The sequence below is a fragment of the Streptomyces sp. ITFR-6 genome (genome assembly GCF_031844725.1).
Classification (GTDB): Bacteria; Actinomycetota; Actinomycetes; order Streptomycetales; family Streptomycetaceae; genus Streptomyces.
In genome coordinates, this window is record NZ_CP134612.1 from 2,418,727 (window position 1) to 2,444,319 (window position 25,593).

General features: G+C 69.7%; 22 protein-coding genes, 1 tRNA gene and 1 pseudogene. 4 read left to right on the top strand and 20 right to left on the bottom strand.

The window, feature by feature from the left end:
- Positions 1 to 107: 107 nt before the first annotated feature.
- From RLT59_RS10715 to RLT59_RS10790, 16 genes and pseudogenes are all read right to left on the bottom strand, one after another.
- Positions 108 to 545 (bottom strand): Cg1360 family ATP-synthase-associated protein, encoded by a 438-nt coding sequence (locus tag RLT59_RS10715; protein ID WP_311303189.1) that lies wholly within the window; start codon positions 543 to 545, stop codon positions 108 to 110.
- Between the two features lie 259 nt (positions 546 to 804).
- Positions 805 to 2,190 (bottom strand): MraY family glycosyltransferase, encoded by a 1,386-nt coding sequence (locus RLT59_RS10720; RefSeq protein ID WP_311307680.1) that lies wholly within the window; start codon positions 2,188 to 2,190, stop codon positions 805 to 807.
- A 115-nt stretch (positions 2,191 to 2,305) separates the two neighbouring features.
- Positions 2,306 to 3,315 (bottom strand): annotated as a pseudogene (gene glyA / locus RLT59_RS10725) (serine hydroxymethyltransferase).
- Between the two features lie 124 nt (positions 3,316 to 3,439).
- Positions 3,440 to 4,081 carry an arsenate reductase/protein-tyrosine-phosphatase family protein gene (locus tag RLT59_RS10730; RefSeq protein WP_311303190.1) on the bottom strand — a complete coding sequence of 214 codons (642 nt, stop codon included), beginning with the start codon at positions 4,079 to 4,081 and terminating at the stop codon, positions 3,440 to 3,442.
- The gene (locus RLT59_RS10735; RefSeq protein ID WP_024490827.1) at positions 4,078 to 4,725 is read right to left on the bottom strand and encodes an L-threonylcarbamoyladenylate synthase; all 648 of its coding nucleotides are present in this window, start codon (positions 4,723 to 4,725) and stop codon (positions 4,078 to 4,080) included. The genes RLT59_RS10730 and RLT59_RS10735 overlap by 4 nt, the downstream gene beginning before the upstream one ends.
- 64 nt (positions 4,726 to 4,789) lie before the next feature.
- Positions 4,790 to 5,635, bottom strand: a complete 846-nt coding sequence (gene prmC / locus RLT59_RS10740; protein WP_123461669.1) for a peptide chain release factor N(5)-glutamine methyltransferase — start codon at positions 5,633 to 5,635, stop codon at positions 4,790 to 4,792.
- Between the two features lie 45 nt (positions 5,636 to 5,680).
- A complete protein-coding gene (gene prfA, locus RLT59_RS10745; protein WP_073736888.1) occupies positions 5,681 to 6,757 on the bottom strand; it encodes a peptide chain release factor 1 in 1,077 nt (358 codons plus the stop codon).
- 167 nt (positions 6,758 to 6,924) lie between these two features.
- The gene (rpmE, locus tag RLT59_RS10750; protein ID WP_024490824.1) at positions 6,925 to 7,149 is read right to left on the bottom strand and encodes a 50S ribosomal protein L31; all 225 of its coding nucleotides are present in this window, start codon (positions 7,147 to 7,149) and stop codon (positions 6,925 to 6,927) included.
- A 142-nt stretch (positions 7,150 to 7,291) separates the two neighbouring features.
- Entirely contained in the window at positions 7,292 to 8,392 is a 1,101-nt protein-coding gene (locus tag RLT59_RS10755) for an LCP family protein (RefSeq protein WP_311303191.1), read from the bottom strand.
- Positions 8,393 to 8,744: 352 nt separating this feature from the next.
- A complete protein-coding gene (rho, locus tag RLT59_RS10760) occupies positions 8,745 to 10,790 on the bottom strand; it encodes a transcription termination factor Rho (RefSeq protein WP_311303192.1) in 2,046 nt (681 codons plus the stop codon).
- Positions 10,791 to 11,181: 391 nt separating this feature from the next.
- Positions 11,182 to 12,099, bottom strand: a complete 918-nt coding sequence (gene thrB / locus RLT59_RS10765) for a homoserine kinase (protein ID WP_311303193.1) — start codon at positions 12,097 to 12,099, stop codon at positions 11,182 to 11,184.
- A gap of 375 nt (positions 12,100 to 12,474) precedes the next feature.
- On the bottom strand, positions 12,475 to 13,545 hold the full coding sequence (gene thrC, locus RLT59_RS10770) for a threonine synthase (protein WP_311303194.1): 1,071 nt from the start codon (positions 13,543 to 13,545) through the stop codon (positions 12,475 to 12,477).
- A gap of 6 nt (positions 13,546 to 13,551) precedes the next feature.
- Positions 13,552 to 14,853 (bottom strand): homoserine dehydrogenase, encoded by a 1,302-nt coding sequence (locus tag RLT59_RS10775; protein WP_199884456.1) that lies wholly within the window; start codon positions 14,851 to 14,853, stop codon positions 13,552 to 13,554.
- Between the two features lie 126 nt (positions 14,854 to 14,979).
- A complete protein-coding gene (lysA, locus tag RLT59_RS10780) occupies positions 14,980 to 16,371 on the bottom strand; it encodes a diaminopimelate decarboxylase (RefSeq protein WP_311303195.1) in 1,392 nt (463 codons plus the stop codon).
- A gap of 26 nt (positions 16,372 to 16,397) precedes the next feature.
- Positions 16,398 to 17,570: an ArgS-related anticodon-binding protein NrtL gene (gene nrtL, locus RLT59_RS10785; RefSeq protein ID WP_311303196.1), complete on the bottom strand. Its 1,173-nt coding sequence runs from the start codon at positions 17,568 to 17,570 to the stop codon at positions 16,398 to 16,400.
- A 66-nt stretch (positions 17,571 to 17,636) separates the two neighbouring features.
- Complete coding sequence (locus RLT59_RS10790; RefSeq protein ID WP_311303197.1) at positions 17,637 to 18,071, bottom strand: response regulator; 435 nt, start codon at positions 18,069 to 18,071, stop codon at positions 17,637 to 17,639.
- A 229-nt stretch (positions 18,072 to 18,300) separates the two neighbouring features.
- On the opposite strand from RLT59_RS10790, the gene RLT59_RS10795 reads away from it, so the two are divergent.
- Positions 18,301 to 18,372, top strand: a tRNA-Arg gene (locus RLT59_RS10795).
- Between the two features lie 187 nt (positions 18,373 to 18,559).
- On the opposite strand, the gene RLT59_RS10800 is transcribed toward RLT59_RS10795, so the two are convergent.
- The gene (locus tag RLT59_RS10800; protein WP_311303198.1) at positions 18,560 to 21,637 is read right to left on the bottom strand and encodes an AAA domain-containing protein; all 3,078 of its coding nucleotides are present in this window, start codon (positions 21,635 to 21,637) and stop codon (positions 18,560 to 18,562) included.
- A gap of 279 nt (positions 21,638 to 21,916) precedes the next feature.
- On the opposite strand from RLT59_RS10800, the gene RLT59_RS10805 reads away from it, so the two are divergent.
- Positions 21,917 to 22,114 carry a DUF7008 domain-containing protein gene (locus tag RLT59_RS10805; protein WP_311303199.1) on the top strand — a complete coding sequence of 66 codons (198 nt, stop codon included), beginning with the start codon at positions 21,917 to 21,919 and terminating at the stop codon, positions 22,112 to 22,114.
- Between the two features lie 32 nt (positions 22,115 to 22,146).
- Here RLT59_RS10805 and RLT59_RS10810 read toward each other — a convergent pair whose 3' ends face one another.
- Both RLT59_RS10810 and RLT59_RS10815 read right to left on the bottom strand, forming a co-directional pair.
- The gene (locus RLT59_RS10810) at positions 22,147 to 22,521 is read right to left on the bottom strand and encodes a type II toxin-antitoxin system VapC family toxin (protein ID WP_311303200.1); all 375 of its coding nucleotides are present in this window, start codon (positions 22,519 to 22,521) and stop codon (positions 22,147 to 22,149) included.
- Between the two features lie 253 nt (positions 22,522 to 22,774).
- A complete protein-coding gene (locus RLT59_RS10815) occupies positions 22,775 to 23,440 on the bottom strand; it encodes an ATP-binding protein (protein ID WP_311303201.1) in 666 nt (221 codons plus the stop codon).
- 199 nt (positions 23,441 to 23,639) lie between these two features.
- Here RLT59_RS10815 and RLT59_RS10820 point away from each other — a divergent pair, with 199 nt between their 5' ends.
- A complete protein-coding gene (locus RLT59_RS10820; protein ID WP_311303202.1) occupies positions 23,640 to 24,524 on the top strand; it encodes a helix-turn-helix domain-containing protein in 885 nt (294 codons plus the stop codon).
- On the top strand, positions 24,521 to 24,724 hold the full coding sequence (locus RLT59_RS10825; protein WP_311303203.1) for a DUF397 domain-containing protein: 204 nt from the start codon (positions 24,521 to 24,523) through the stop codon (positions 24,722 to 24,724). The genes RLT59_RS10820 and RLT59_RS10825 overlap by 4 nt, the downstream gene beginning before the upstream one ends.
- 437 nt (positions 24,725 to 25,161) lie before the next feature.
- On the opposite strand, the gene RLT59_RS10830 is transcribed toward RLT59_RS10825, so the two are convergent.
- Positions 25,162 to 25,557 carry a VOC family protein gene (locus tag RLT59_RS10830; RefSeq protein ID WP_311303204.1) on the bottom strand — a complete coding sequence of 132 codons (396 nt, stop codon included), beginning with the start codon at positions 25,555 to 25,557 and terminating at the stop codon, positions 25,162 to 25,164.
- Positions 25,558 to 25,593: the final 36 nt, after the last annotated feature.

A 25,593-nucleotide genomic window follows, 5' to 3' on the forward strand; every position in this document is an offset into this window, starting at 1 on the left:
GCCTCGCGATTGTGCAGGCGTCAGCTCGTATGCCCGCGCCCGCAGTGCCGCAGTTGGAACCGGACGATAGCAGGGTCCTGCACCCGCGCTTATTCCGCCCCTACCCATCACGTCGAAGAGCCCGTCTTTTCGGACTTGTCGTCCTTACTGGACTCGGGTTCGACGTAAAGGATCTTGGCCTTCATGTGCCCCCGGGCCTGGGCCGCGACCCAGACGATGGTCGCGACGACCAGCGAGATCGCGAAGGCCCTGGGGTTGAACAGCGTCGTGTTCTTGAACACGGCGAGGAAGATGAAGAGCAACAGCAGCTGTGCCGTGTACAGCATCAGCCCCATGGACTGGAACAGATGCGGGAAGGATCGCGCTGTCCGCAGCAGGACGCCGAGCCCGATCCCCATGAAGAGGATCACCAGCACCGTACCGATGACCGATCCCAGAGCCCCCTTGCCACCGGCGACGCCACCACTGATCGCGGCGGCGACAGCGCCGGCGACAGCGGTGGGTACGGCGGCTTGAAGGACGGTCCGGACATCGTTGGACGGCATGGCGGCAGCTCCGCTTGCTGGGGGTCGGCAGTGTGTCGTCATGGACGAGCGTAGGCCCGGTCCGAGTCGATGCCTCGGGGCCAAGGGACCGCGCTACTCAGGTCCTTCGGCTCTGTCACCGGGTTCGTGAACGGTATCACAAACTATTTGATGAGGTCTTTACCAAGAAAGTGTGGTTGCTGTCACACGTGAGAGTTACTTGACACGCGTGAGCGAGACAACTCGGCACCTTGCCTGGTAATGACCCACGATGACCGAATTATCGACGCGTGGAATCCGCCTTGCGCCGGTCCGCGAAGCGCGAACGGGGGCCAATCGCGGTCGCTCCGTTGACGCCCGAGACTCCTGCGGCGACCGGGGCCCGCTCGGCGGCCTCCTGTCGCTCCGGCTCCATCTCGGCATCCAGCGGCCCCTGTTGGTTCTCCGTGCCGCCCTCGGACGTTTCCGGCTCCTCGGCCGGGCGGCGCCGGCGCCGGTAGCGCGGCGGCACGATGCGCTGCGCCCACAGCGGGGCACGCGGGGTGAAGCGCGGCATCAGCAGCAGGATCAGGCCTAGCGCGCTCAGGCCCACGATCACCAGGACGATCCACATGGACGCCGAGTGCACGGAGTAGCCGACCGCGCCGAACGCGATCAGGGCCGACCAGAAGTACATGATCAGCACGGAGCGGCTGTGCGAGTGGCCGATCTCCAGCAGCCGGTGGTGCAGGTGGCCCCGGTCGGCGGCGAACGGCGACTGGCCGTTCCAGGTGCGCCGCACGATCGCCAGCACCAGGTCGGCCGCCGGGATCGCGATGATGGTGAGCGGCAGCAGCAGCGGGATGAAGACCGGCAGCATCGCGTGGGTCGCCTGCCGCTCGCTGCCCTCGAAGATCTTCATGGTGTCCGGGTCGACCTGACCGGTCACCGAGATCGCGCCGGCGGCCAGCACCAGGCCGATCAGCATCGAGCCGGAGTCGCCCATGAAGATCCGGGCCGGATGCATGTTGTGCGGCAGGAAGCCGAGGCACATGCCCATCAGGATCGCCGTGAAGAGCGTCGCCGGAGCGGCCGCCTCGATCATGTGTCCGTACCAGAGCCGGTACGTATAGAGGAAGAACGCGGCCGACGCGATGAGCACCATGCCGGCCGCGAGGCCGTCGAGCCCGTCGACGAAGTTCACCGCGTTGATCGTGATGACGACCAGCGCGACCGTGAGCAGCGTGCCCTGCCACTGGGTGAGGGCGACGGTGCCGACGCCGGGGATCGGCAGCCACAGGATCGTCAGGCCCTGGAGGACCATGACCGCGGCGGCGATCATCTGGCCGCCCAGCTTGATCAGGGCGTCGATCTCGAACTTGTCGTCCAGGACGCCGATCAGCCAGATCAGGGCCGCCCCGGAGAGCAGGGCGCGGGGTTCGCTGGAGAGATCGAAGACGCTGTCGAGGTTGGCCAGGTGATCGGCGACGATCAGCCCGGCGCACAGCCCGCCGAACATCGCGATCCCGCCGAGCCTCGGTGTCGGTTCACGGTGGACGTCGCGCGCCCGGATCGCGGGCATCGCCCCGATCGCGATGGCGAACTTACGCACCGGGCCGGTGAGCAGGTAGGTCACCGCTGCCGTGACACAGAGCGTCAGCAGGTAATCACGCACGGGCTGCCCCAGAACTATCGCCGGCCATCTCAGCCCACACCCTAACTTCGTCGGCCTCATGGTTGAGGACACGGAGCTACCCTTGATGGTTGCACGAACCACCCTCATTCAGGACATAGGAACCATGTCACACCGGGTACGGCGGGAATTTCGCCGCCAGTTCCCGGACGTCCGCCAGGACGTCGCCCTCCTCGCGTACAGCGGCGCCGAACAGCGCCGCGATCCGGGCCATGGCGGCTTCGTCCATGCCCTGGGTGGTGACGGCCGCGGTGCCGAGCCTGATACCGCGGGCGTCTCCGGACGGAAGGGCGCAGGTGTCCAGCACCGGGCCCGCGGCGGCCAGCCGGGTGCGGGCGGTGGGGCCGTCCACGCCGAGCGGGGCCGGGTCCGCGACGATCAGGTGGATGTCCGTGCCGCCGGTGGTGGCGCAGACGACGTCCGCGTACGGGACGGGACTGGGGGCCGCTCCCCCGGCGATCAGCCCCATCGGGTGCGCGGCGTCGGCGATGAGGTAGGCGCCCACCTCGTCGGCGATCTCGCGGAACCTCTGGTGGTCCGGGTGGCGGGGGTAGGAGATGGAGCCGCTGACGATGGCCTTGGGGCGGTGGGTGCGGGCCAGGGTGCGGACCTGCTCGTAGTCGATCAGGCCGCTTCCGGCGTCCACCCCGTAGCCGATGAACTCGAACCAGCGGCCGGAGAAGTTGGCCGGTGAGCCGTGGGTGAGGTGCCCGCCGTACGGGAGTCCCATCGCGAGCACCGTGTCGCCGGGCCGCAGCAGTGCCGCGTACGCGGCGAGGACGGCGGAGGAGCCGGAGTGCGGCTGGACGTTGGCGTGCTCGGCGCCGAAGAGGGAGGTGGCGCGGCGGACGGCGATGCGTCCGGCGGCGTCCGCCTGTTCGCAGCCGCCGTGGTGGCGCCTGCCGGGGTAGCCCTCCGCGTACTTGTTGACGAGCGCGAGCCCAGGGCGGCCAGCACCGCGGGCGAGGTGAAGTTCTCCGCGGCGGTCAGCTGGAGCGTGCCGGACTGCCGGCCCAGCTCCGCCAGCGGCACGTCCGCGATCTCGGGGTCCTCCCGGAGCAGGGCGCCGAAGTCCTGCGGCAGGGTGGCCGGTGGTGCGGCGGAAGCGGTGACCGGCATCGGGGGCTCCGGGCCTGGGAGGAGTGCGCTGGCGTCAGCTCCAACGCAGGCCCGGGACGGGCCCGCTGCCCGCTGTCACGCCGCTCGGTACGCCCGTCCGGAGGGCCGCCGGACCCCGCGCCGGTCAGCGCGGAGCCGATACGCCGGTCAGCGCGGTGACGACCGGCTCCAGGGCCTGGTTGATCTCGTCACCGATGGACCGGAAGAACGTGATCGGGGCGCCGTACGGGTCGTACACCTCGTCGGCCTCCGCGGTCGGGGCCAGCAGCCAGCCGCGCAGCGCGGCGGCGGCGCGGACCAGCGCGCGGGCGCGCTCGACGACGCCCTCGTCCTCGGCGTCGGGCAGCGTCGCGTGGTCTATCGCCCGGACCAGCCGGGTGAACTCCTTGAGGGTGAAGGTCCGCAGGCCGGCCGAGTGCCCCATCGAGATGACCTGGGCCCGGTGGTCGCGGGTGGCGGTGAGCACCAGGTCGGCACGGATCACGTGCTCGTCCAGCAGCTCACGGCCGACGAAGCCGGTGGCGTCGGCGCCGAAGTCCGCGAGGACCACCTCGGCATTGGCCTCCATCGGGGCACCCTCGTGCCCCCAGGTGCCGGCACTCTCCACGATCAGGCCGCCCTGGAGCGGGTCACCGAGTCGGTCCACGAGGGCATGCCGGGTCAGCCGCTCGGTGATCGGTGAGCGGCAGACGTTGCCGGTGCTGACGTGGAGGATGCGGAAAGTGTCGGTCCGGCCCGCTATGCCACGCCCCTCAGGGGCGGTCAATTGGCCACCTCAAGGTCGGGTACCACCTTGCGCAGCTCCTCCGCGGAGAGCGCGCCGGCGCGCAGCAGGACCGGCACCTTGCCGGTGACGTCGACGATCGAGGACGGGACGATGCCCGGCGTCGGACCGCCGTCGAGGTAGACGGATACGGAGTCGCCGAGCATCTCCTGGGCGGCGTCGCAGTCCTCGGGCGAGGGGTGTCCGGTGAGGTTGGCGCTGGAGACGGCCATCGGGCCCACCTCGGTGAGCAGCTCGATGGCGACCGGGTGCAGCGGCATCCGGATGGCGACGGTGCCGCGGGTGTCCCCGAGGTCCCACTGCAGGGACGGCTGGTGCTTGGCGACGAGTGTGAGGGCGCCGGGCCAGAACGCGTCGACGAGCTCCCAGGCCTGCTCGGAGAAGTCGGTGACCAGACCGTGCAGGGTGTTCGGGGAGCCGATCAGGACGGGGGTCGGCATGTTGCGGCCGCGGCCCTTGGCGTCCAGCAGATCGGCGACCGCCTCGGAACCGAACGCGTCCGCACCGATCCCGTACACCGTGTCGGTGGGCAGCACGACCAGTTCGCCGCGGCGGACGGCGGACGCGGCCTCACGCAGACCTGTCGTACGGTCGGTCGCGTCGTTGCAGTCGTATCGCCGTGCCATCAGCCGGCCTCCTCAAGCATGTACGGGTAGGGCTGGTACGGGTCGTGCGTGGGGCGTCCGCCGCTCACGGCATGGCCTTGCGGGCCGTGGCGAAACGGGGGCGGTTGTTCAGGTCGGGGTGATCGGCCGCGTCGGCCCAGCCCCGCTCCTCCGTGAAGATCCACGGCACCTGGCCGCCCTGGGTGTCGGCGTGCTCGATGACGACGAGGCCGCCGGGGCGAAGGAGCCGGTGGGCGGTGCGTTCGATGCCCCGGATGGTGTCGAGGCCGTCCTCGCCGGAGAAGAGCGCCATCTGCGGGTCGTGGTCGCGGGCCTCGGGGGCCACGTACTCCCATTCGGTGAGCGGGATGTACGGCGGGTTGGAGATGACCAGGTCGACCTGTCCGTCGAGCTCGGGAAGGGCCGTCAGAGCGTCTCCGCGGTGCACGGTGACCCTGGAGTCCTCGGCGTTCTTCCTGGTCCATTTGAGGGCGTCCTCGGACAGCTCCACGGCGTGCACGCGCGAGCGCGGCACCTCCTGGGCCATGGCGAGGGCGATGGCGCCCGATCCGGTGCACAGGTCGACGATCAGCGGCTCGACGACGTCCATCGCGCGGACGGCGTCTATCGCCCAGCCGACGACCGATTCGGTCTCGGGCCGCGGCACGAAGACGCCCGGCCCCACCTGGAGCTCCAGATAGCGGAAGAAGGCACGTCCGGTGATGTGCTGGAGCGGTTCGCGGGCCTCGCGCCGGGCGATGGTCTCCCAGTAGCGGGCGTCGAAGTCGGCGTCCGGCACGTTGTGCAGCTCGCCCCGCTTGACGCCGTGCACGAACGCGGCGAGTTCCTCCGCGTCGAATCTCGGCGAAGGCACACCGGCGTCGGCCAGCCGCTGGGTGGCCTGGGCCACCTCGGCGAGCAGCAGGTTCATCGCGGTTCTCCGTACAGGTTCACAAGCGGTGCGGGGTGGTGGAGCTTACGCGGCGGCGAGCTTCGCGGCGGAGTCGGCGTCGACGCAGGCCTGGATCACGGCGTTCAGGTCACCGTCGAGCACCTGGTCCAAGTTGTATGCCTTGAAGCCGACGCGGTGGTCCGAGATGCGGTTTTCCGGGAAGTTGTAGGTACGGATCTTCTCGGAGCGGTCGACCGTGCGCACCTGGCTGCGCCGTACGTCGGACGCTTCCTGCTCCGCGGCCTCCTGGGCGGCGGCCAGCAGCCGCGAGCGCAGGATACGCATGGCCTGCTCCTTGTTCTGGAGCTGGCTCTTCTCGTTCTGGCAGGAGGCGACGACGCCGGTGGGCAGGTGCGTGATGCGGACGGCGGAGTCCGTCGTGTTGACGGACTGACCGCCGGGGCCGGAGGAGCGGTAGACGTCGATCCGCAGGTCGTTGGCGTGGATCTCGACGTCGACCTCCTCGGCCTCCGGCGTGACCAGCACACCGGCGGCGGAGGTGTGGATGCGGCCCTGGGACTCGGTGGAGGGCACGCGCTGCACGCGGTGCACGCCGCCCTCGTACTTCATCCGGGCCCAGACGCCCTGGCCGGGCTCCGTGGCCCCGTTGCCGCCCTTGGTCTTCACGGCGACCTGGACGTCCTTGTAGCCGCCGAGCTCGGACTCGGTGGAGTCGATGATCTCGGTCTTCCAGCCGACGCGCTCGGCGTAGCGCAGGTACATGCGCAGCAGATCGCCGGCGAACAGGGCGGACTCGTCGCCGCCCGCGCCCGCCTTGATCTCCAGGAGCACGTCCTTGTCGTCGCTGGGGTCACGGGGTACGAGCAGGAGGCGGAGCTTCTCCGTGAGCTCCTCGCGCTCCTTCTCCAGGTCCTTGACCTCGGCCGCGAAGTCGGGGTCGTCGGCGGCGAACTCGCGGGCCGTCTCGATGTCCTCGCCGGTCTGCTTCCAGGAGCGGTACGTGGCGACGATCGGGGTCAGCTCGGCGTAGCGCTTGTTGAGCTTGCGCGCGTTGGCCTGGTCGGCATGGACCGCCGGGTCCGCGAGCTTCTTCTCCAGATCGGACTGTTCGCCGATCAGTTCCTCGACCGCCTCGAACATCTTCGGGCTCCTGGTTCTTCGCTGGACGTGCCTGCCGGCCGGGCGGGATGCCTGCCGGGCGGGATGCCTGCCGGGCGGGATACGGGGTTGCCGTGCCCCGGCCGGAAAAAACGCCGGTTCTCGGCGCCCCCGGGAAGAGGGCGCCGAGAACCGGCGCAGTTGGCTCGCTACTTGCTGGCGGAGCCGGCAGCCTTGCCGAAGCGGGCCTCGAAGCGGGCCACACGGCCACCTGTGTCGAGGATCTTCTGCTTGCCCGTGTAGAACGGGTGGCACTCGGAGCAGACGTCCGCACGGATGGCGCCGCTGTCCAGGGTGGACCGGGTGGTGAACGAGGCGCCACAGGTGCAGCTGACCTGGGTCTCGAAGTACTGGGGGTGGATCTCGCGCTTCAAGGGTGTCTCCTAGTTTCGGGAGGGCGCCGGGTCGTACGCGCGGATTGCGTGTCCGTGAACCGGGGCCGACGGACCAGTCTGCCAGGACCGGCCGTATCTCCCAAAACCGGGGTAGCCGCGGAACTATTCCCGGGCGCTCCGGTCATCCCACGATGTCGCCCGCGTCGCCCTTGTCGCCCGCCGACTTCGCGGTGGCGGACGCGGGGATCGGCCGGTCGTGCCGGAGCGCCGTCCACACCTGCTGTCCGGCCTTCTCCTGCGGTATGACGCGGTTCGGGTCGGCCGGGTCGTACTCGACCGGCAGGGTCACCATGTGGACGTTCTGGGCGCCGAGGCCCTTGAGCCCGTTGGCGAAGCCCGCGAGCTTCTTGACCGAGCCGAGGTCGGAGTCGGTGGTGATGGCCTTGGTCGCCGTGTCCGCGAGGCCGTACAGCTTGGTTCCGTCGAGGACGCCGACGCTCTTCGCCTGCACCATCAGCGCCTTGATGAACGCCTGCTGGAGCTGGATGCGGCCGAGGTCGCTGCCGTCGCCGACGCTGTGCCGGGTACGGACCAGGCCGAGCGACTCCTCGCCGTTGAGGGTGTGGGTGCCCGGCTGGAGGTCCAGGTGGCTCTTGGGGTCGTTGATCGCCTTCTTGGTGGTGATCTCGACCCCGCCGAGCTTGTCGATCAGCTTCTTGAAGCCGGTGAAGTCGACTTCGAGGTAGTGGTCCATCCGGATCCCGGACATCGACTCGACGGTCTTGACCGCGCAGGCCGGTCCGCCGACCTCGTACGCCGTGTTGAACATCGCGCGCTGCTCGCCCGAGACGTCCGCGCCGCTCTCGTCGCTCTTGCACTCGGGCCGGCTGACGAGGGTGTCGCGGGGGATGGAGACGACACTGGCGCTCTTGTGGCCCTTGTTGACGTGGACGACCATCGCGGTGTCGGAGCGGGCGCCGCCCTGGTCGGCGCCGTACTGCTTGTTCGCGCCTGAGCGGGAGTCGGAACCCAGGACGAGGATGTCCTCGGAGCCGTTGTCGACGTTCTGGGGGCGGTTCTTGCCGAGGGCGTTGTTGATGTCGACGGCCTTGAGGTTGCCGTCGAGCTGGAAGTAGGCGTAGCCGAGTCCGCCACCGCCCACGACGACCAGGCCGGCCAGGCTCCAGGCGGCTATGACGGTCGCCCTGCGACGGCGGGACGGCTTCCTCCGGCGTTTGCCGCTAGCCCGTATTCGGCCTGTGCTCCCGCTCTGCTCGGTCATCCGTCTCCTCGATCCCTCGGCTGCTCCCGGCTACCCCCTGCTGCGGTGTGCGGGTCCTGCGCCGCGTCGTCCCTGTTGGGTACGACGTCACGGCGACAAGAAGGGTTGCACAGCGCGCTGTGGCCGCCGGGCCTCCGGGAGGGCGCCGGGCGGAGGCCGGGGGCAGCCGGTGATCCGGCGTTCACCTGCGGTTTCTTGCCCGGTACAGGCAACGCCACACGGTGACCGGGCCCGGTCACCGTGTGGCGAAGGTCTCGGAACGGCCACGGCGGGAACCGGCCCACGGCACAGGGCCGCCCCCGGCACCGAAGTGGCGGGGGCGGCCCTGGGTACGGCCGGCGGGCGACTGCGACTAGTCGTTGTTGCCCGGGGCCGGTGTCGTCTTCTGGATCTGGAGCAGGAACTCCGCGTTGGACTGGGTCTTCTTCATCCGGTCCAGGAGGAGCTCGATCGCCTGCTGCTGGTCCAGCGCGTGGAGCACCCGGCGCAGCTTCCAGACAATCGCCAACTCGTCGCTGCCGAGCAGGATTTCTTCCTTACGGGTGCTGGACGCGTCGACGTCCACCGCGGGGAAGATGCGCTTGTCGGAGAGCTTGCGGTCGAGCTTGAGCTCCATGTTGCCGGTGCCCTTGAACTCCTCGAAGATCACCTCGTCCATGCGCGAGCCGGTCTCGACGAGCGCGGTGGCCAGGATGGTCAGCGAGCCGCCGTCCTCGATGTTGCGCGCGGCACCGAAGAAGCGCTTCGGCGGGTACAGCGCGGTCGAGTCGACACCACCGGACAGGATGCGGCCGGAGGCCGGGGCGGCGAGGTTGTAGGCGCGGCCCAGACGGGTGATCGAGTCCAGCAGGACGACCACGTCGTGACCCAGCTCGACGAGACGCTTGGCGCGCTCGATGGCCAGCTCGGCGACGGTGGTGTGGTCCTCGGCGGGACGGTCGAAGGTCGAGGAGATGACCTCGCCCTTCACCGACCGCTGCATGTCGGTGACTTCCTCCGGACGCTCGTCCACCAGGACGACCATCAGGTGGCACTCGGGGCTGTTGACCGTGATCGCGTTGGCGATCGCCTGGAGGATCATGGTCTTACCGGTCTTCGGCGGGGCCACGATCAGGCCTCGCTGGCCCTTGCCGATGGGGGCGACCAGGTCGATGATCCGCGTCGTCAGGATGTTGGAGTCGGTCTCCAGGCGGAGCCGGTCCTGCGGGTAGAGCGGCGTCAGCTTCTGGAACTCCGGGCGGCCGCGGCCGGTTTCGGGCGCCATACCGTTGACCGTGTCGAGGCGGACCAGCGCGTTGAACTTCTCGCGGCGCTCGCCGTCCTTGGGCTGGCGCACCGCACCGGTGACGTGGTCACCCTTGCGCAGGCCGTTCTTGCGGACCTGGGCGAGCGACACGTACACGTCGTTCGGGCCCGGCAGGTAGCCGGAGGTCCGGATGAACGCGTAGTTGTCGAGGATGTCCAGGATGCCCGCGACGGGGATCAGCACGTCGTCGTCGGTGACCGGCGGCGCGTCACTGGCGAAGTCGTCACGCCCGCGACGGCCGCGGCGGTCGCGGTAACGGCCGCGCCGGCCGCGCCGGCCGCCCTCGTCGTCGAAGTCGTCCTGCGGTCCGCCGCCGCCCTGCTGGCCCTGGTTCTGGCCCTGGCCCTGGTTCTGCCCCTGGCCCTGGCGCTGGCGCTGGCCGCCCTGGCCACCGCCCTGCTCGTCGCCGCCCTTGCCGCGACGGTCGCGCTGGCGCTCGCGACGGTCACCGCGGTCACCACGCTCGCCGCGCTGGCCGCGGTCCTGGCGGTCGCCCCTGCGGCCCTCCGCGTTGTCCGCGGCGGCCTCGGCCTTGGGCTCGGAGCGGTCCTCCGCGGCTGCCTCGCGCTTCGGCTCGTCCTGCGTACGGTCCTTGGCCTGCGCCTTGGTGTCCGCCTTGGTCTCCGGGCTGCCCGCCTGGGCCGTCGCACGGCGACGACGGCGCTCGCCCGCGGGCTGCTCGTCACTGGCCGGCTGACCGGGGATGTCGATCTGCTGCTGGTCCGCGGTCTTGTCGGCGGCGGGGGCCTCCTCGGCACCGGTGCGCGCCTTGGAGGTGGCCCGGCGCTTCGGCTTGGTCCCGGCCTCTTCCGCGGGGGCCGCGGCGGCGGCCTTGGCGGCCTTGGGCGCGGAGGAGCCGCCGGCCTGGGCCTCCTTGATGACCTCGATCAGCTGGCTCTTGCGCATCCGCGCGGTGCCCTTGATGCCGAGGCCGGACGCGACCTGCTGCAGCTCGGCCAGGACCATGCCGTCAAGGCCGGTGCCGGAGCGGCGGCGCCGTGCGGTGGTGCCAGTGGCAGCACCTTCGGCGGGCGCGGCGCTGTCGACGCTTCTGTCGGCAGTCACGCCCATCAGATCGGTGGTGTCGCTCACGAAGGGTCCTTCCCTGGAGCGGACGTCGGCCTTCTGGCTCGGCGACCGGTTGTGCTGTCCGACTGCGGTCTTCGGTTGTGCGGACCGTGCCGGGGCGGTGGTCCGCCGGGTAGGTGCGGCGGAGAGATGAACGTGTGCATGGGCCCGGCGCGAGCATCCCCCTGCTCGGCCCACTCCTGGGCGAGCGAGAGGGTGTCGTGCCGGTTCCGGAGCGTGCTCGAAACTGCTCAGGCAGGCTGCTCAGGCAGTTGGGGAGGCTCCCGGAAGAAATGGTGGTCCCGGAAAGGGACACGAAGCAACGCGCCACATAGACGTCGATTGCAGACTTGAGGTTAACACTACCGGCTCCAACAAACATTCCCCCTCTCACGCACCGGCAATCACTTCTCGGCTACGGGGCGAGTGGCAGCACACTCGCACCCGGGGCGTCGAGAGTCAGCCGGTTGGCCGCCCAGCCCTCGCCCGCCAGCCGTGCGACCTTGTCGGCCGCACCGTCCTCGGCCAGTGCCAGCACGGTCGGCCCGGCACCGGAGATGACCGCGGGGACGCCGTCCGCGCGCAGTCGGTTCACGAGTTCCACGCTCTGCGGCATCGCCGGGGAGCGGTAGTCCTGGTGCAGCCGGTCCTCCGTGGCGGTGAGCAGCAGCTCGGGGCGCCTGGTCAGGGCCTCGACGAGCAGTGCGGCACGGCCCGCGTTGAAGGCGGCGTCGACATGCGGGACGGTGCGCGGCAGCAGTCCGCGGGCGGTCTCCGTGAGCACCGGGTTGCCGGGGACGAAAACCACCGGAACGATGGAATCAGCAGGGTCCATCCTGATGGCGCGGGCCGATCCGCCATCCATCCACGCGAGCGTGAACCCGCCGAGGAGACAGGCCGCGACGTTGTCCGGGTGGCCCTCGATCTCGGTGGCGAGCTCCAGCAGGGCGGCGTCGTCGAGCCGGGCGTCACCGCCGGTCGTCACGGCGCGGGCGGCGACGATGCCGGCGCAGATGGCGGCGGAGGACGAGCCGAGGCCGCGGCCGTGCGGGATGCGGTTGGCGCAGACGATCTCCAGGCCGCGGGGCTGTCCGCCGAGCAGGTCGAAGGCGGTGCGCAGGGACCGTACGAGCAGGTGGTTCTCGTCGCGGGGCAGCGTGTCCGCGCCCTCGCCGGCGATGTCGATGTGCAGTCCTGCGTCGGCGACGCGGACGACGACGTCGTCGTAGAGCCCCAGCGACAGGCCGAGGGCGTCGAAGCCCGGACCCAGGTTGGCGCTGGTTGCGGGGACGCGCACCCGTACGGCGGCGGCTCGGAAGGCGGGACCGGCCATCGCTCTGACGACTCTCCTTGTGAGGCAGCGGGGAATTCCGAAGTGCTACGAGATATTCGGGTCTCTATGCGGCTCTTCGGCTACTTCTGGGGGTGGGCGATTACGGCGGCGGGTATTGCGTGAGTCCGGGATCGGACGGACAGCCGCAACGGCCCGCGCACCCCGGTCATATGCGGCGGGGTGGGTTGGGTACAGCTTATCGAAGGAAGGTTCTGTGGCGACATAGGGCGCACAGGAGGCGCACGATGCGTGTCGCCCGCCGACGGTGCGCTCTCCGCCCCGAAAGGGGCGGTTGAGCCGGCTTCCTGACGAATCCGCCGCCTCGGCGGCCGCCCGGTGCGCGGTGGGCACGGGGCGGCCGTCGTGCGGTGTGTCCTAGGCCAGGCCCAGCTTCTCGGCGGCGGCGACCGCGTCGACCGGGACGGTTACCGGCTGGGGGGCGCCGGCGACGGCCCAGTCCGGGTCCTTGAGGCCGTTGCCGGTGACCGTGCAGACGATGCGCTGGCCCCGGTCGACCTTGCCCTCTTCCGCGGCCTTGAGCAGACCGGCGACGGAGGCGGCGGAGGCGGGCTCCACGAAGACGCCCTCCTGGGAGGCCAACAGCCGGTAGGCGGACAGGATCTGCCGGTCCGTCACCTCATCGATGAAACCGCCCGACTCATCGCGCGCGTTGAGCGCGAACTGCCAGGAGGCCGGGTTGCCGATCCGGATGGCGGTGGCGATGGTCGACGGGTCCTTGACGACCTCGCCGCGCACGATGGGCGCGGAGCCGGAGGCCTGGAAGCCCCACATCCGCGGCTTGTGCGTGGACAGGCCGTCCCCGGCGTACTCGGTGTACCCCTTCCAGTACGCGGTGATGTTGCCCGCGTTGCCGACCGGCAGTACGTGGATGTCCGGGGCGTCACCGAGCGCGTCGACGATCTCGAAGGCGGCCGTCTTCTGGCCTTCGATACGGACCGGGTTGACCGAATTGACCAGCGCCACCGGGTAGTTGTCCGAGAGCGAGCGGGCCAGCATCAGGCAGTCGTCGAAGTTGCCGTCCACCTGGAGGATCTTCGCGCCGTGCACGAGCGCCTGGCCCATCTTGCCGAGCGCGATCTTGCCCTGCGGTACGAGGACGGCGCAGACCATGCCCGCACGGACCGCGTACGCGGCGGCGGAGGCGGAGGTGTTGCCGGTGGAGGCGCAGATGACGGCCTGCGCACCCTCCTCCTTGGCCCGGGTGATCGCCATGGTCATTCCGCGGTCCTTGAAGGAACCGGTGGGGTTGGCGCCCTCGACCTTGAGGTGCACCTCGCAGCCCGTGCGCTCGGAGAGGACCTGAGCGGGTACGAGCGGCGTGCCGCCCTCACGGAGCGTGACGACCGGCGTCGTGCTCGTGACCGGGAGACGGTCCCGGTACTCCTCGATGATGCCGCGCCACTGGTGGGTGCCCTTGGTGGTCATGGGTCCTTACTCCCCTTCAACACGCATGATGCTGGCGACACCGCGTACGGTGTCGAGCTTGCGCAGCGCCTCGACCGTCCCCGAGAGGGCGGCGTCGGGCGCGCGGTGGGTGACGACGACGAGCGAAGCCTCGCCGCCGCCTTCCTGACGGCCTTTCTGGCGGACCGTATCGATGGATACGCCCTGTTCGGCGAAGACCGTCGCGACCTGGGCGAGTACGCCAGGCTTGTCGGCCACGTCGAGACTGATGTGGTACCGCGTGACCACGTCGCCCATGGGGCTGACCGGCAGACGCGTGTACGCGGACTCACCGGGGCCCGGGGCCTCGTTGAGCTTGTTGCGGCAGACCGCGACGAGGTCGCCGAGGACCGCGGAGGCGGTGGGCGCGCCACCGGCGCCGGGGCCGTAGAACATCAGCTGCCCGGCGGCCTCCGCCTCGACGAACACCGCGTTGTACGCCTCGCGGACGGAGGCGAGCGGGTGGCTGAGCGGGATCATCGCGGGGTGCACGCGGGCCGTGACCGAGCGGCCGTCGGCGGCGCGCTCGCAGATCGCGAGGAGCTTGACGGTGCAGCCCATGCGGCGGGCGGAGGCGATGTCGGCGGCGGTGACCTCGGTGATGCCCTCGCGGTGCACGTCACCGATCTTCACCCGGGTGTGGAAGGCGATACCGGCGAGGATCGCGGCCTTGGCGGCGGCGTCGAAGCCCTCGACGTCGGCGGTGGGGTCGGCCTCCGCGTATCCGAGCGCGGTGGCCTCGTCGAGCGCCTCCGAGTACCCGGCGCCGCTGGTGTCCATCTTGTCGAGGATGAAGTTGGTGGTGCCGTTGACGATGCCGAGGACCCGGTTGACCTTGTCGCCGGCGAGGGACTCGCGCAGCGGCCGGACGAGCGGGATGGCGCCTGCCACGGCGGCCTCGTAGTAGAGGTCCCGGCCGTGCTTCTCGGCGTCGGCGTGCAGGGCGGCGCCGTCCTCCGCGAGGAGCGCCTTGTTGGCGGAGACGACGCTGGCGCCGTGCTCGAAGGCGGAGCGGATGAGCGTGCGGGCGGGCTCGATGCCACCGATGACCTCGATGACGACGTCGATGTCGCCCCGTTTGACCAGGGCCGTCGCGTCAGTGGTGATCAGTGCGGGGTCGATGCCCTCGCGCACCTTGGAGGGCCGGCGCACGGCGACGCCGGCGAGCTCCACCGGCGCGCCGATGCGCGCGGCGAGGTCGTCGGCGTGCGTCGTCATGATGCGCGCCACCTCTGAGCCGACCACTCCACAGCCCAGCAGCGCCACCTTCAGCGGACGCGTACGCATCATCCGACCTCGTTTCCTTTACATCTGATGTATGGACCAGTCTCACTCACCGGACGGGCGTTCCCCGCCACCCGTCCGGATCCTGAGATGTTTATCGGGGACCTGGGGTGTGCCCCGGGAAATACGGCGTCAGCCGACGTCGAGACGCAGGAGATCTTCCTCCGTCTCGCGCCGGACGATGACCCGGGCCTCGCCGTCGCGCACGGCGACGACCGGCGGGCGCCGCGCGTGGTTGTAGTTGCTCGCCATGGAACGGCAGTACGCGCCGGTGGCGGGCACCGCGATCAGGTCGCCGGGGGCCAGGTCGGACGGCAGGAAGGCGTCCTTGACCACGATGTCGCCGCTCTCGCAGTGCTTGCCGACGACCCGGACGAGCATCGGCTCCGCGTCCGAGGTCCGGGAGACGAGCGCGACGCTGTACTCGGCGTCGTACAGCGCGGTGCGGATGTTGTCCGACATGCCGCCGTCGACGCTGACGTACGTCCGCAGCCCCTCCAGGGGCTTGATCGTGCCGACCTCGTACAGCGTGAAGGCGGTCGGTCCGACGATGGCGCGGCCCGGCTCGACGGAGATCCGGGGGGTGGCGAGCCCGGCGGCCTCGCACTCCCGGGTCACGATGTCGCCGAGCGCCTTGGCGATCTCGTGCGGCTCGCGCGGGTCGTCCTCCGAGGTGTAGGCGATGCCGAGGCCGCCGCCGAGGTCGATCTCGGGCAGCTCGACGCCGTGCTCGTCGCGGACCTCGGCCAGCAGCTGCACCACGCGCCGGGCGGAGACCTCGAAGCCGGCCATGTCGAAGATCTGCGAGCCGATGTGCGAGTGGATGCCGATCAGTTCGAGCCCGTCGAGGGTGAGTGCCCGCCGGACCGCTTCCGCGGCCTGTCCCCCGGCCAGCGCGATGCCGAACTTCTGGTCCTCGTGCGCGGTGGCGATGAACTCGTGGGTGTGGGCCTCGACGCCGACGGTCACCCGGATCTGCACGGGCTGGCGGCGGCCGAGCCGCTGCGCGATGTGGGAGACCCGGACGATCTCCTGGAAGGAGTCGAGCACGATCCGCCCGACGCCCGCCGTGACGGCCCGCTCGATCTCGTCGACCGTCTTGTTGTTGCCGTGGAAGGCGATGCGCTCCGCGGGCATCCCGGCGTCCAGGGCCGTGGTCAGCTCGCCGCCGGAGCAGACGTCGAGGTTGAGGCCCTCCTCCTTCAGCCAGCGCACGACCGCGCGGGAGAGGAAGGCCTTCCCGGCGTAGAAGACGTCGGCGCCGGGGCCGAAGGCGTCGGACCAGGCGCGGCAGCGGTCCCGGAAGTCGGCCTCGTCGAGGAAGTAGGCCGGGGTGCCGAACTCCTCGGCCAGCCGGGCGACTTCGATCCCGCCGACGGTCAGGGCGCCGTGCTCGTCGCGGGCGACGGTGCGGGACCAGACCTTCTCGTCGAGGACGTTGAGGTCCTCGGCCGGGGCGGAGTAGTGGCCCTCGGTCATGACGTCGGCGTGACGGGGACCGGCGGGGTGTGCGGATCGGCTCATCGTGTTGCTCTGCTCTCTCGGGTCTCTCAGAGGTACGGGGGCGCGCTGACGCCGAGCAGGGACAGGCCGCCTGCCAGCACCGTCCCGGCGGCTTCGGCGAGGGCGAGCCGGGTGCGGTGGGCGGCCGAGGGTTTCTCGTCCCCGACGGGGAGCGGTGACGCGGCGTCGTGGAAGTCGAAGAACGCGTGCGCGACCGCTTCGAGGTGGCGGGCGAGCCGGTCGGGTGCGCGGTGACGGGCGGCGGCGGCGAGGACGGCCGGGTGGTCGGCGATGACGGCGAGGAGCGCGAGCGCCTCGGGCTCCCCGAACGCCACCTCGCCGGCATCCTGGCCGCCCCCGCCCGTGAACCCGAGCAGCTCGGCGCCGCGGCTCAGCGCACGGGCGCGGGAGTGCGCGTAGCGGACCAGGAACAGCGGATTGCCCTCGCCCTGCACGAGGAGCTCGTCCCCGAGCGGGGCACGGTCGTGCCCGGCGGGCCGGAGCAGCCCCCAGCGTGTGGCGTCGGGCCCGAGCCGCGCCAGCAGCACACCGGCGGCGGCACCGGCCGGGACGGGCCGTATCTCGGTCGGCGGCACGGGGGCGGGCTCCGCGAGCGGTGCGGGGTCGGGGACCGGGGGCTCCGCGTGGGCGAGCTCCGTCGGCGGTACGGGGGCCGGGACCGGGGGCTCCGCGTGGGTGTCGGCTGTGATGCCGAGGCGCGCCCAGTCCGGGTCGCGAGCCCCGTCGCAGCTGATGCGCACGGACGCGCCCTGCGCCCGTACGAGCCGGCGCACCACGTCGGCGGTGACCGCGGCCCGGACCTCGCGGGCGTGGCTGAATCGCAGCGGTACGCCGGCGAGCACGTCGCCGTGCCCGTACCGCGTCCCCCGCTCCAGCACCTGGCGGACGAGCGCACTGTGCGCGGCGGCGTCCGTGGCGGCGTCGAGCGTGAAGTTCAGGAAGCCGGGGCCGGTGATCTCGACCCGCCCGATCCCGGGCGCACCGGCCATCCGCGCCCGAAGGATCTCGGCCACCTCGCGTGCGGGCAGTGCGGCGGGCCCGGCCAGCTGGAGGGCGACGGCACTGGCGTAGTCGCCGCGCCCGCCCGGCCGCGTCCTCTCCACTCGCACACGCGCGGGCACGGGCGCGCGCAAGGCGTCCTCGTCGACCGCGCGGCGCACGGCGTGCAGCACGGTCGAGGAGAGATCGGCGGGGGTCACGGGACAAGCGTATGGGAGGGAGGGGGGCCTTTCGCGAACCGGTTTCGCCATCCGGTCAGCATCCGGTCAGCCGGCGGCGCTCTCCGCCCGCCCGGCACCCTGCCTGCCGTCGAGCGCGGGCGGCCTGCCGCGCTCCATCAGCTGTCGGACGACCCGCACCAGCTCGCTCGGCTCGAAGGGCTTCGCCAGGAACGCGTCCACCCCCGCCGCCACGCCGTTGTCCACCTCGTACGGCGTGCAGGCGCTGATGATCGCGACGGGCAGATGCCGGGTCCGCGGATCGGAACGGAGTCTGGTGGCCGTCTGCAGACCGTCCAGCCGGGGCATGACGACATCGAGCGTGATGACATCGGGGCTGATCCGATGCACCAGATCCAGACACTCGACACCATCGGCCGCGGTCACGACCTCGAAGCCCTCAAGCTCAAGATTGACCCTGATCAACTGCCGGATGACCTTGTTGTCGTCGACAACAAGCACGCGGCCGGACGCCACTGACACCCTTCGAGAGTAGGCGGGCCGGAGTGGCTGCGTCCGGGTTTTGCCCACTTCCGTCCCCGGACGGATGGCGGCACAGGTTGGCCGGATGTGTGTGCGACGGGCCGGGCGCGCCGTCCAGCGCCTGCGCGGCGGCTCCGCGGTACCTCTGTGGCGACTCGGAAATACCTGTTCACGGCCACCCCGTCGAAGCTGGTAGTGTTTCACCCGTCGCAGAGCAACACCGCGATACGCCCCCGTAGCTCAGGGGATAGAGCATCGGCCTCCGGAGCCGGGTGCGCAGGTTCGAATCCTGCCGGGGGCACTTCCATCGGAACAGCGTGATTGCGGCGCTGGACAGGTGAAGTGCCAAGCATGAAGGCCCGGACTCAGTCGTGCTGAGTCCGGGCCTTTGTCGTTGTCTCGTTTCCCACGTCTGAGAGCTGCCGACGAAAACTGACAACGGTACCGGTGGAGGCCTTTGCGTACCCGGCCACCATCGGCACCATCGTTCAGCCCTTGGGGCGCAGCCACCCCTGCTTACCCAGCGGGATAACCTGCGCCGCGTCCGTGTACCAGAGGATGTTGTCGCCATCGAACTGGGCGTTGACCAGGCGCTTGGCCTCTTCCTTCTCCTGGTAGGAGACGTTCAGGTAGAGCCGCCCCCAGACCGTGGCTCCCACCTCGACGCCTTCGGACGCGTCCGGGTTCTTCCTTCTCGCGGCGCCCGGTCCCTGGTCCGGGCGCGTGCCTCGTCTTCCCTGGTACGCAGACCGCTCCTTGATCGCCTGATCCATGACGTGTCGGGCCTGTGCACAGGAATCGGCGTCCTCCAACCGCATCATGAGATCGGTGGGCCCCAGGTTGCCCAGCAGGTTCAACGAGCCGTGCCACAGGACGGATTCATCCACGATGAACACCTTCTCGTGCATACGCTCGCGGAACTCAACAGTGCAGCCCGCCGACGTGAGTTGATCCACCAGTCCGCGGTGACGCTCGGCCACGGACTCCTCGCGCTGCTCCTCAGGAGACCGAGTGTGAATCGCCACCCTTACACCGGCAGCAGCCTTCTCCGCCAAGAGAGCCAGCCACCTCTGCACTCGGGGCCCCGCCAGCAGGAACGTATAGATGTCGATGCTCTTCCTGGCACGTTCGATGTCCCAGCGCACCGCGCGATCCACCTGGTCAGCAGGGAAGAACGCCGGCCGAGAGAGCTCCGTGTCCGGCAGTGCCGCCAGTTCGGCCGCACTTCTGACGGGGATGAGCTGGTCGACGGAGATGGCCTGGGCGTGCGACTCCAGGTGGTCGAGCATCGTCCGTGCTTCGCTCCGCTGCGGGAGCTTCTTGCGGAGGAACGAGACGTCCGCGATGACAACGAGATGATCCTGCGCCCGGCTCAGGGCAACGTTCAGCAGGCGGCACGTCTCGGAGTCCAGGCCGGTTCCTCGGTAGAAATGACCGGGATAGTCACCGCCTCCAGCCACGGTGTCGAGGATCACGACCGGTCGTTGACTGCCCTGGAACCGGTGCACGGATTCCACCAGGCCGTCGTAATCGGCGCCGAGTCGCTCCTTCAGGACACGCTTGAGGCCATTGACCTGATCCCGGTACGGAGCGATAACCGCCAGGCGGTCGGTCGCCCGTTCACCGGGAGAAACGTTCTCCGCCTTCCTCGGCGGCAGCACTTCGTCGTACTGAAGGCCGCGCACGAGTTCGTGCACCGCGGCCTGATGGACGGGATTCGTTCTGTGGTTGGGGCCGGGAACGCAGTGCCCCGACGTGTCGATCAGGATGACAGGGGCGTTGACGAGCGGGCTGAAGGGGATGCGGCTCTCGTTGTCCCGTCCGGTGCGCAAGGGCGCGTCCGGATAGGCCACGGCGTTGACGAGCGCGCAGATCGGCTCGCGCATGCGGTACTGGGTGCCCAGAGCAACGAGCCTCGGGTCCTGGCGCACGGTTCCGGCGGTGGTGACCAGACCTGCCGCGCGGAAGGCATCCGTAGCCGACCATCGGCGCGCGTGTGCCTTGTCCTCCTCGCTCGCGCCCCGGTCGTCGGCAGCCTTGTTCACGGCCGGCAGCTGACGGAAGTCGCCTGCCACCACAACGCGCTTCCCCGCCAGACCGGCTACGTACCAGGCCATCGGCAGGTTGATCATGCCTGCCTCGTCGATCACCACGACATCTGTTCGCTCCAGCAAGGAGCGGGACTGGGCAGCCTTCGCGACCGTGGCTCCGAGCACCCGGCAGTTCGCCCTCACAGCGTCGGAGATACGCCGCAGTTCCTTCTCCGCCGCATTGATCTGCTTCTGGAGAGCGTCGGTCTGTTCGATCAGGCTCCGCAGCGGCCCGACACCACCGAGCTTCGCGGTTTGATCGGTGATGTCTGCTCCGATGCGGGCGATGTCCCGCGCGGCTTTGTCCTGTGCCGTCTTCGCCACTTCTCTGCTCACCATGGCATCGGACGTCATCTGCCTGGCCGTCCGAAGGTGGGTGAGCGCCGCATCGAGTTTGGCCTGTTTCTGGCCCGCGAAGATGCCCGACGGCGTACCGATGCGGCGGATACGCGACTCCATCGCCTCCGCGATCTCCCGGGCATCTCTCCAGGCCTGGTCGGCCTCCTGCTGCGCAGTACCCGCGTTTCCGTACGAGGTGCGGACGGTGGCCAGGTCCTCCTTCAGGCTTCGCAGCCGCTCGTGGAGCGCGACGCCCGCGCGTACCGTCGTCAAGGTCGAAGTGAGCTGAGTGAGCCTGCTCTGCAGGTGGGCGGAGAGCCGGGCTGCCACTTGTTCGTGGTCCACGTACGGGCCGTATCGCTCCCTGAGCGACTCGACGTCGATGTCGCCCGCCCGCTGGACCAGACCGGTGTCGAAGCCCTGCTCGCCGGAGAGCAGGTCACAGATCCGTTCCAGTGCCTGGTCGACGGCGACCTTCGTCGGTGCGAGGAAGAGCACGTTGAGCCCTTGGCGGGCGCACCCCTCGACGATGTGCGCGACCACGTCCGTCTTGCCTGTTCCGGGTGGCCCCCACAAGAACGTGACCTCACTGGCGAGGGCCTGTTCCACAGCCTGACGCTGCCGTGGGTTGAGACGTAGCGAGGGCCAGTCGGCAACCCAACGCCCCGGGTCGGCCTCACGCGCCACCTTCGGACTTCCGTGGCCGGTAATCCATCCGGCGCTCTGCGGACGCACCGGGTGGTCCGCCCCGCCGACGGACGCGAGACGCTCCGCCAGCACCTTCCAGGTCTGGGCATCGTCCGCGCGCAGCTGTACCTGGCCCGGCGCATGTCCCAGGTCCGCCTCGGTGACGAAACGAACCTTGTTGTCAGGAAGGCGGGTGGTGGCCTCCACCGGCGTCCAGGCGCCCTGCGATCGGGAGCGCCGTACCAGCAGGGGCAGCCCGTTCAGAGCCTCGGGCCAGCGCTTGAAACTGAATTCGTACTCGTGTTGCGACCCGGACATGGAGAGCCTGCGCCCCGCGCTCAGGGAAGCCTTGGGCTTGTTTCCCCCGTCGCTGCGCAGTTCCGCCGCGATCTCCAGCCGGGCGGCCCTCAGAAGTTCATCGACCGGCTTCGGACGCCCGGACCCTGCCATAGCTACTCCCCCGCGCTCGCTCTGCGCCTCCATGGTCACCAAGGACCGGGCGGAGAGCATCATTGCCCGCCCCACCGGGTCCGGGTACCCCGAGACGCAGCGGACCTCTCGTCTTCACCCGCCTCGGGACTCTACGATCGCGAATTGCGGGAAGGCAATGAGTTCCCGCACGTGCTCATAGCCGTCGGCCGGGAACCGGTCGCTGGGCTGGGATCGCCGGGAGCAGGCGCAGGCGCTGACCACGTACTTCACCAACGACGACAGGCTCTCCGCGAGGAGATGGTGCCTCTCCTCGCGGGTCTCCTCGAACTTCAGCCCTGGCTCGGCCAGTGGCACAACGAGTTCGACCCGTTGTACAGCGGTACGCCCGCCGCCTTCTTCGCCGGTTACCGTTCCGCCCAGCAGGGTGAGTACGGTCTGACCGACGACGACTTGCGCGACTGGCGCCCCGGCCCGGCCCGGCGCGGTCGGAAGTAGCCGGGCAGCCGGGGAACCGCCCGACGTGCAGGTCAGACCGGCATGACCTGCACGTCGTACTGCGGAATCCAGCGGTTCCGGGTGGCCAGCACCATCCCTTCGGCCTGCGCCTGCGCGATCAGTATCCGGTCGAAGGGATCGGTGTGCACCATGGGCAGCCGCCCCGCCCGCACCCCGTGCGCACCCGTGATGGACAGGTTCCTGAACCGGAGGTCCCGCACCTGCTCGGCCAGGTCTCCGGGGCCCTCGAAGCTCCCGAGGAACTGTTTGACGGTGATCTCCCACGGGGACACCGCGCTGACGTACACGGCGGGTTCAGTGTCCAGTAGTTCCTTGAACGACGCGGACAGCTGCGGCGCGTCGGCGATCCACCACATCACGACGGACGTGTCCAGCAGGAGTCGCATCAGCGCATCCCCAGCGCGTCAGCCACGGAGGCCGGCGCATGGTCGAAGTCGACGGGGATACGGATACGGCCCCGGAGCGAGCCCCGTCCCGGCCGCCGCCACACCTGCGGCCGTGGAGCAGGCGTCCTCGCTACCGGTTGGCCCGCCTCGCTGATCACAACCGCTTGACCACCAGCTAGTTGCATCAGCGTGCCGAGGAATCGCGGCCCCGGGTGGTGCACTTGGCGTCGGAGCAGCCTCTGCCACAACGCCTTCACGTGGAGACCACCGAACCGGTCGGGGCTTGGATCCGCTGGTCTGCGGCCGATGCTGTTCGTACGGTCAGCAGCTCCGCCGCGTGCAGGCGCAGGGCCGGGCCTCCGTCGTCCAGGACGACGATGACTGCCAGCCCTCCCGATGCGTACCGCTCGCTGCGGACCGCGCGAACCGTGTGCCAGGCGCCCCACATGCGTACGCACTGACCGGCCCGGACGGATACCGCCGCGATCTGGGTCTCCGCGGGCGCGGTTTCGGCGCCGGGTGCCAGCAGCTCCGCCCAGACCGTCTTGCCGATCCCGGCCGGGCGTTCGTCCACGCCCCAACGGTGAGCCAGGGCCTCGACGAGCAGGAGCCCGCGTCCGCCCTTGTCCAGCTCGCTGGGCCGTTGCACCTCCGGACGGCCCGCCCCCGCGTCGCTCACCTCCAGGCGCAGGAGTTCGCCCCTCCCCCTGCATTGAATGCGTACGCCCACCATGCGGTCTCCGGGTGCGGGCACCCGTACGGCGTTGGTCACCAGCTCCGAAAGAATCAACTCACCTTCCAACGCAGCCGCTTGGCTAGCTCGCCACTCCCCGAGCTTGGCGCGGAGCATGGCTCTCGCCCTGGGAACGCTGCTGCGACAGCGGGTAAGCCTGAAGGTCACTTCGTTCGGTGTGGTCATGGCAGCTCCAAGAAGGTCGACATCGGCCGGAATCCTCTGGAGGGATGGGCAGCTCATCTCGCACAACGCCATCCCGGTGCCCATCAGCATGGACGAGCAGCATGCGAATCTGCAACGTTGCCGACGCGCATCATGCCGATTTTCCTTCTTTCGAGTAACCTCACCTCCTCCGAGCCGTCAGTTTGCTAAAGGTGTTCTCATGCCTGCGAAGCGCACTACCGCCACTCCGTCAACTGTCCTGGGTCGCCAACTTGGCGATGAGCTACGAAGGTTGCGGGAGACCGCAGGGTTGACCACTGCCCAGGCAGCAGAGGCGCTTGACTGCACCAAGGGCAAGATCAGCCGCATCGAGAATGGCCGCGTCGCGGTGCGACTGCCTGACCTCACAGCAATGCTGCACGCCTACGAGCTATCCGATCAGGAGATCCGCGATCGGCTGGGCGCACTGGCCCGTAAGGCCAACCGCCGGCGCCGGGAGGGCTGGTGGAACCAGTACGGGTCGGTCCTCGCCGACACCTACCGGGACTACATCGCCCTGGAAGCAATGGCGGGGTCGATCCGCACCTTCCAGGCGCAGCTCATTCCCGGACTGCTGCAGACCCCCGATTACATTCGGGCCGTGACCGTGGCCTCCCAACAGTGGGAGACAGCGGATGAAATCGACAAGTTCGTCCAAGTGCGTCTGGCCCGGCAGAAACGCCTGGCGGAAGACCAGCCATTGCGCGTGTGGGCGGTGCTTTCCGAGGCTGTCCTCCTCCAGCAGGTTGGAGGCCCAGAGGTCATGAATGCGCAGTTGGCGAGCTTGTTGGTCAGCTCCGAGAACCCCAACGTGACCGTGCAGGTGCTGCCGTTCTCCCGTGGGGCGCATGCGAGTATGTTCGGCCCGTACGTAGTGCTGGGATTTCCCGAGGAGGGGGCGCTCGACGTGGTGCTGGCTGACAACCCGTCGGGTTCCATGTGGCTGGAGCGGGAAGCTGACGTCTCCCGTTACCAGGACCTGTTCGACGCCGCGCGCACATCCGCCCTCTCCCCGACAGAGTCCCGCGCTGTCATCCACCGCCGGGCCAAGGAGCACAGACCATGAGAAGCGCACACCGCAGCACGCCGGACCTCTCGGGCGCGAGGTGGCGCACCAGCACGCACAGCGGTGGCAACAACGAGTGCCTCGAAGTCGCCGACAACGTCCCCCGCCTCGTCCCCGTCCGCGACAGCAAGCGCCCCGCCGGCCCTGTGATCGCCTTCGGCGCCGACGCCTGGCGCACGTTCATCGCAGAGCTGGACTGAGTCACCGCGCCGGCGGACCGGCGGTCCTTCACCGTGACGCGGAACGGCCACCGGATCGGTGAGCCGGTTCCGGTGAGCCGGCTCCTCCGATGCGCGTCAGTGCCCGGAAGTGGTGACGTACGATCGCGCTTTCGCTCAACAGCAGTGCGTCAGGGGTGTACTCGGGGGTGCCGAGGGGGGTCTTCTCCAAGAGCGTCAGGTAGTTCCAGCGCACAGCGGGGTGTGCGGAGTGCACGTAATGGTAGAGGTCGCCGTACGGCAGCCATGTTCCGCGCGCCAGAAGCGCCGCATCGGACCTCCGCAGCCATCAACAGCCGCCGTTGCCCTTCGTCCGGGTGCGGGAACAACACCATGAACTTCACGAGTCCTGTCAGCGATGCGCATGTCACGACAACGACAGCTGGAACGGGAACCAACTCTTCATTCCCTGCAAGCCCTTAGCTCTGCGGCGCCAGGGTGCGCAGGACGCAGAACTCGTTGCCCTCGGGGTCTGCCATGACCACCCAGTTCCGGTCCGCGCCCTGGCCCACATCCGTCCTGGTGGCGCCGAGACCGAGCAAGCGGCTCACCTCGCCCTCGGTGCTGTCGTCGATCGGGCTGACGTCGAGGTGGAGCCGGTTCTTCACGGCCTTGCCCTCGGGCACCTGAATGAACACCAGGGTGGGCGGCATCTGGCGGGCCCGGACGTCTTCGACGGTCGGCACCCAGGAGCCGATCTCGACCTTGCCCTCACTCCGGTCGATCACCTGGAAATCCAGCACCTCGCACCAGAAGGCCGCGAGCCGCTCCGGATCGTGGCAGTCGACGGACAACTCGGTGAACCTGCTTGCCATGACTCCCCCAGACCGTGTGGACGGGGGCCAGCGTAC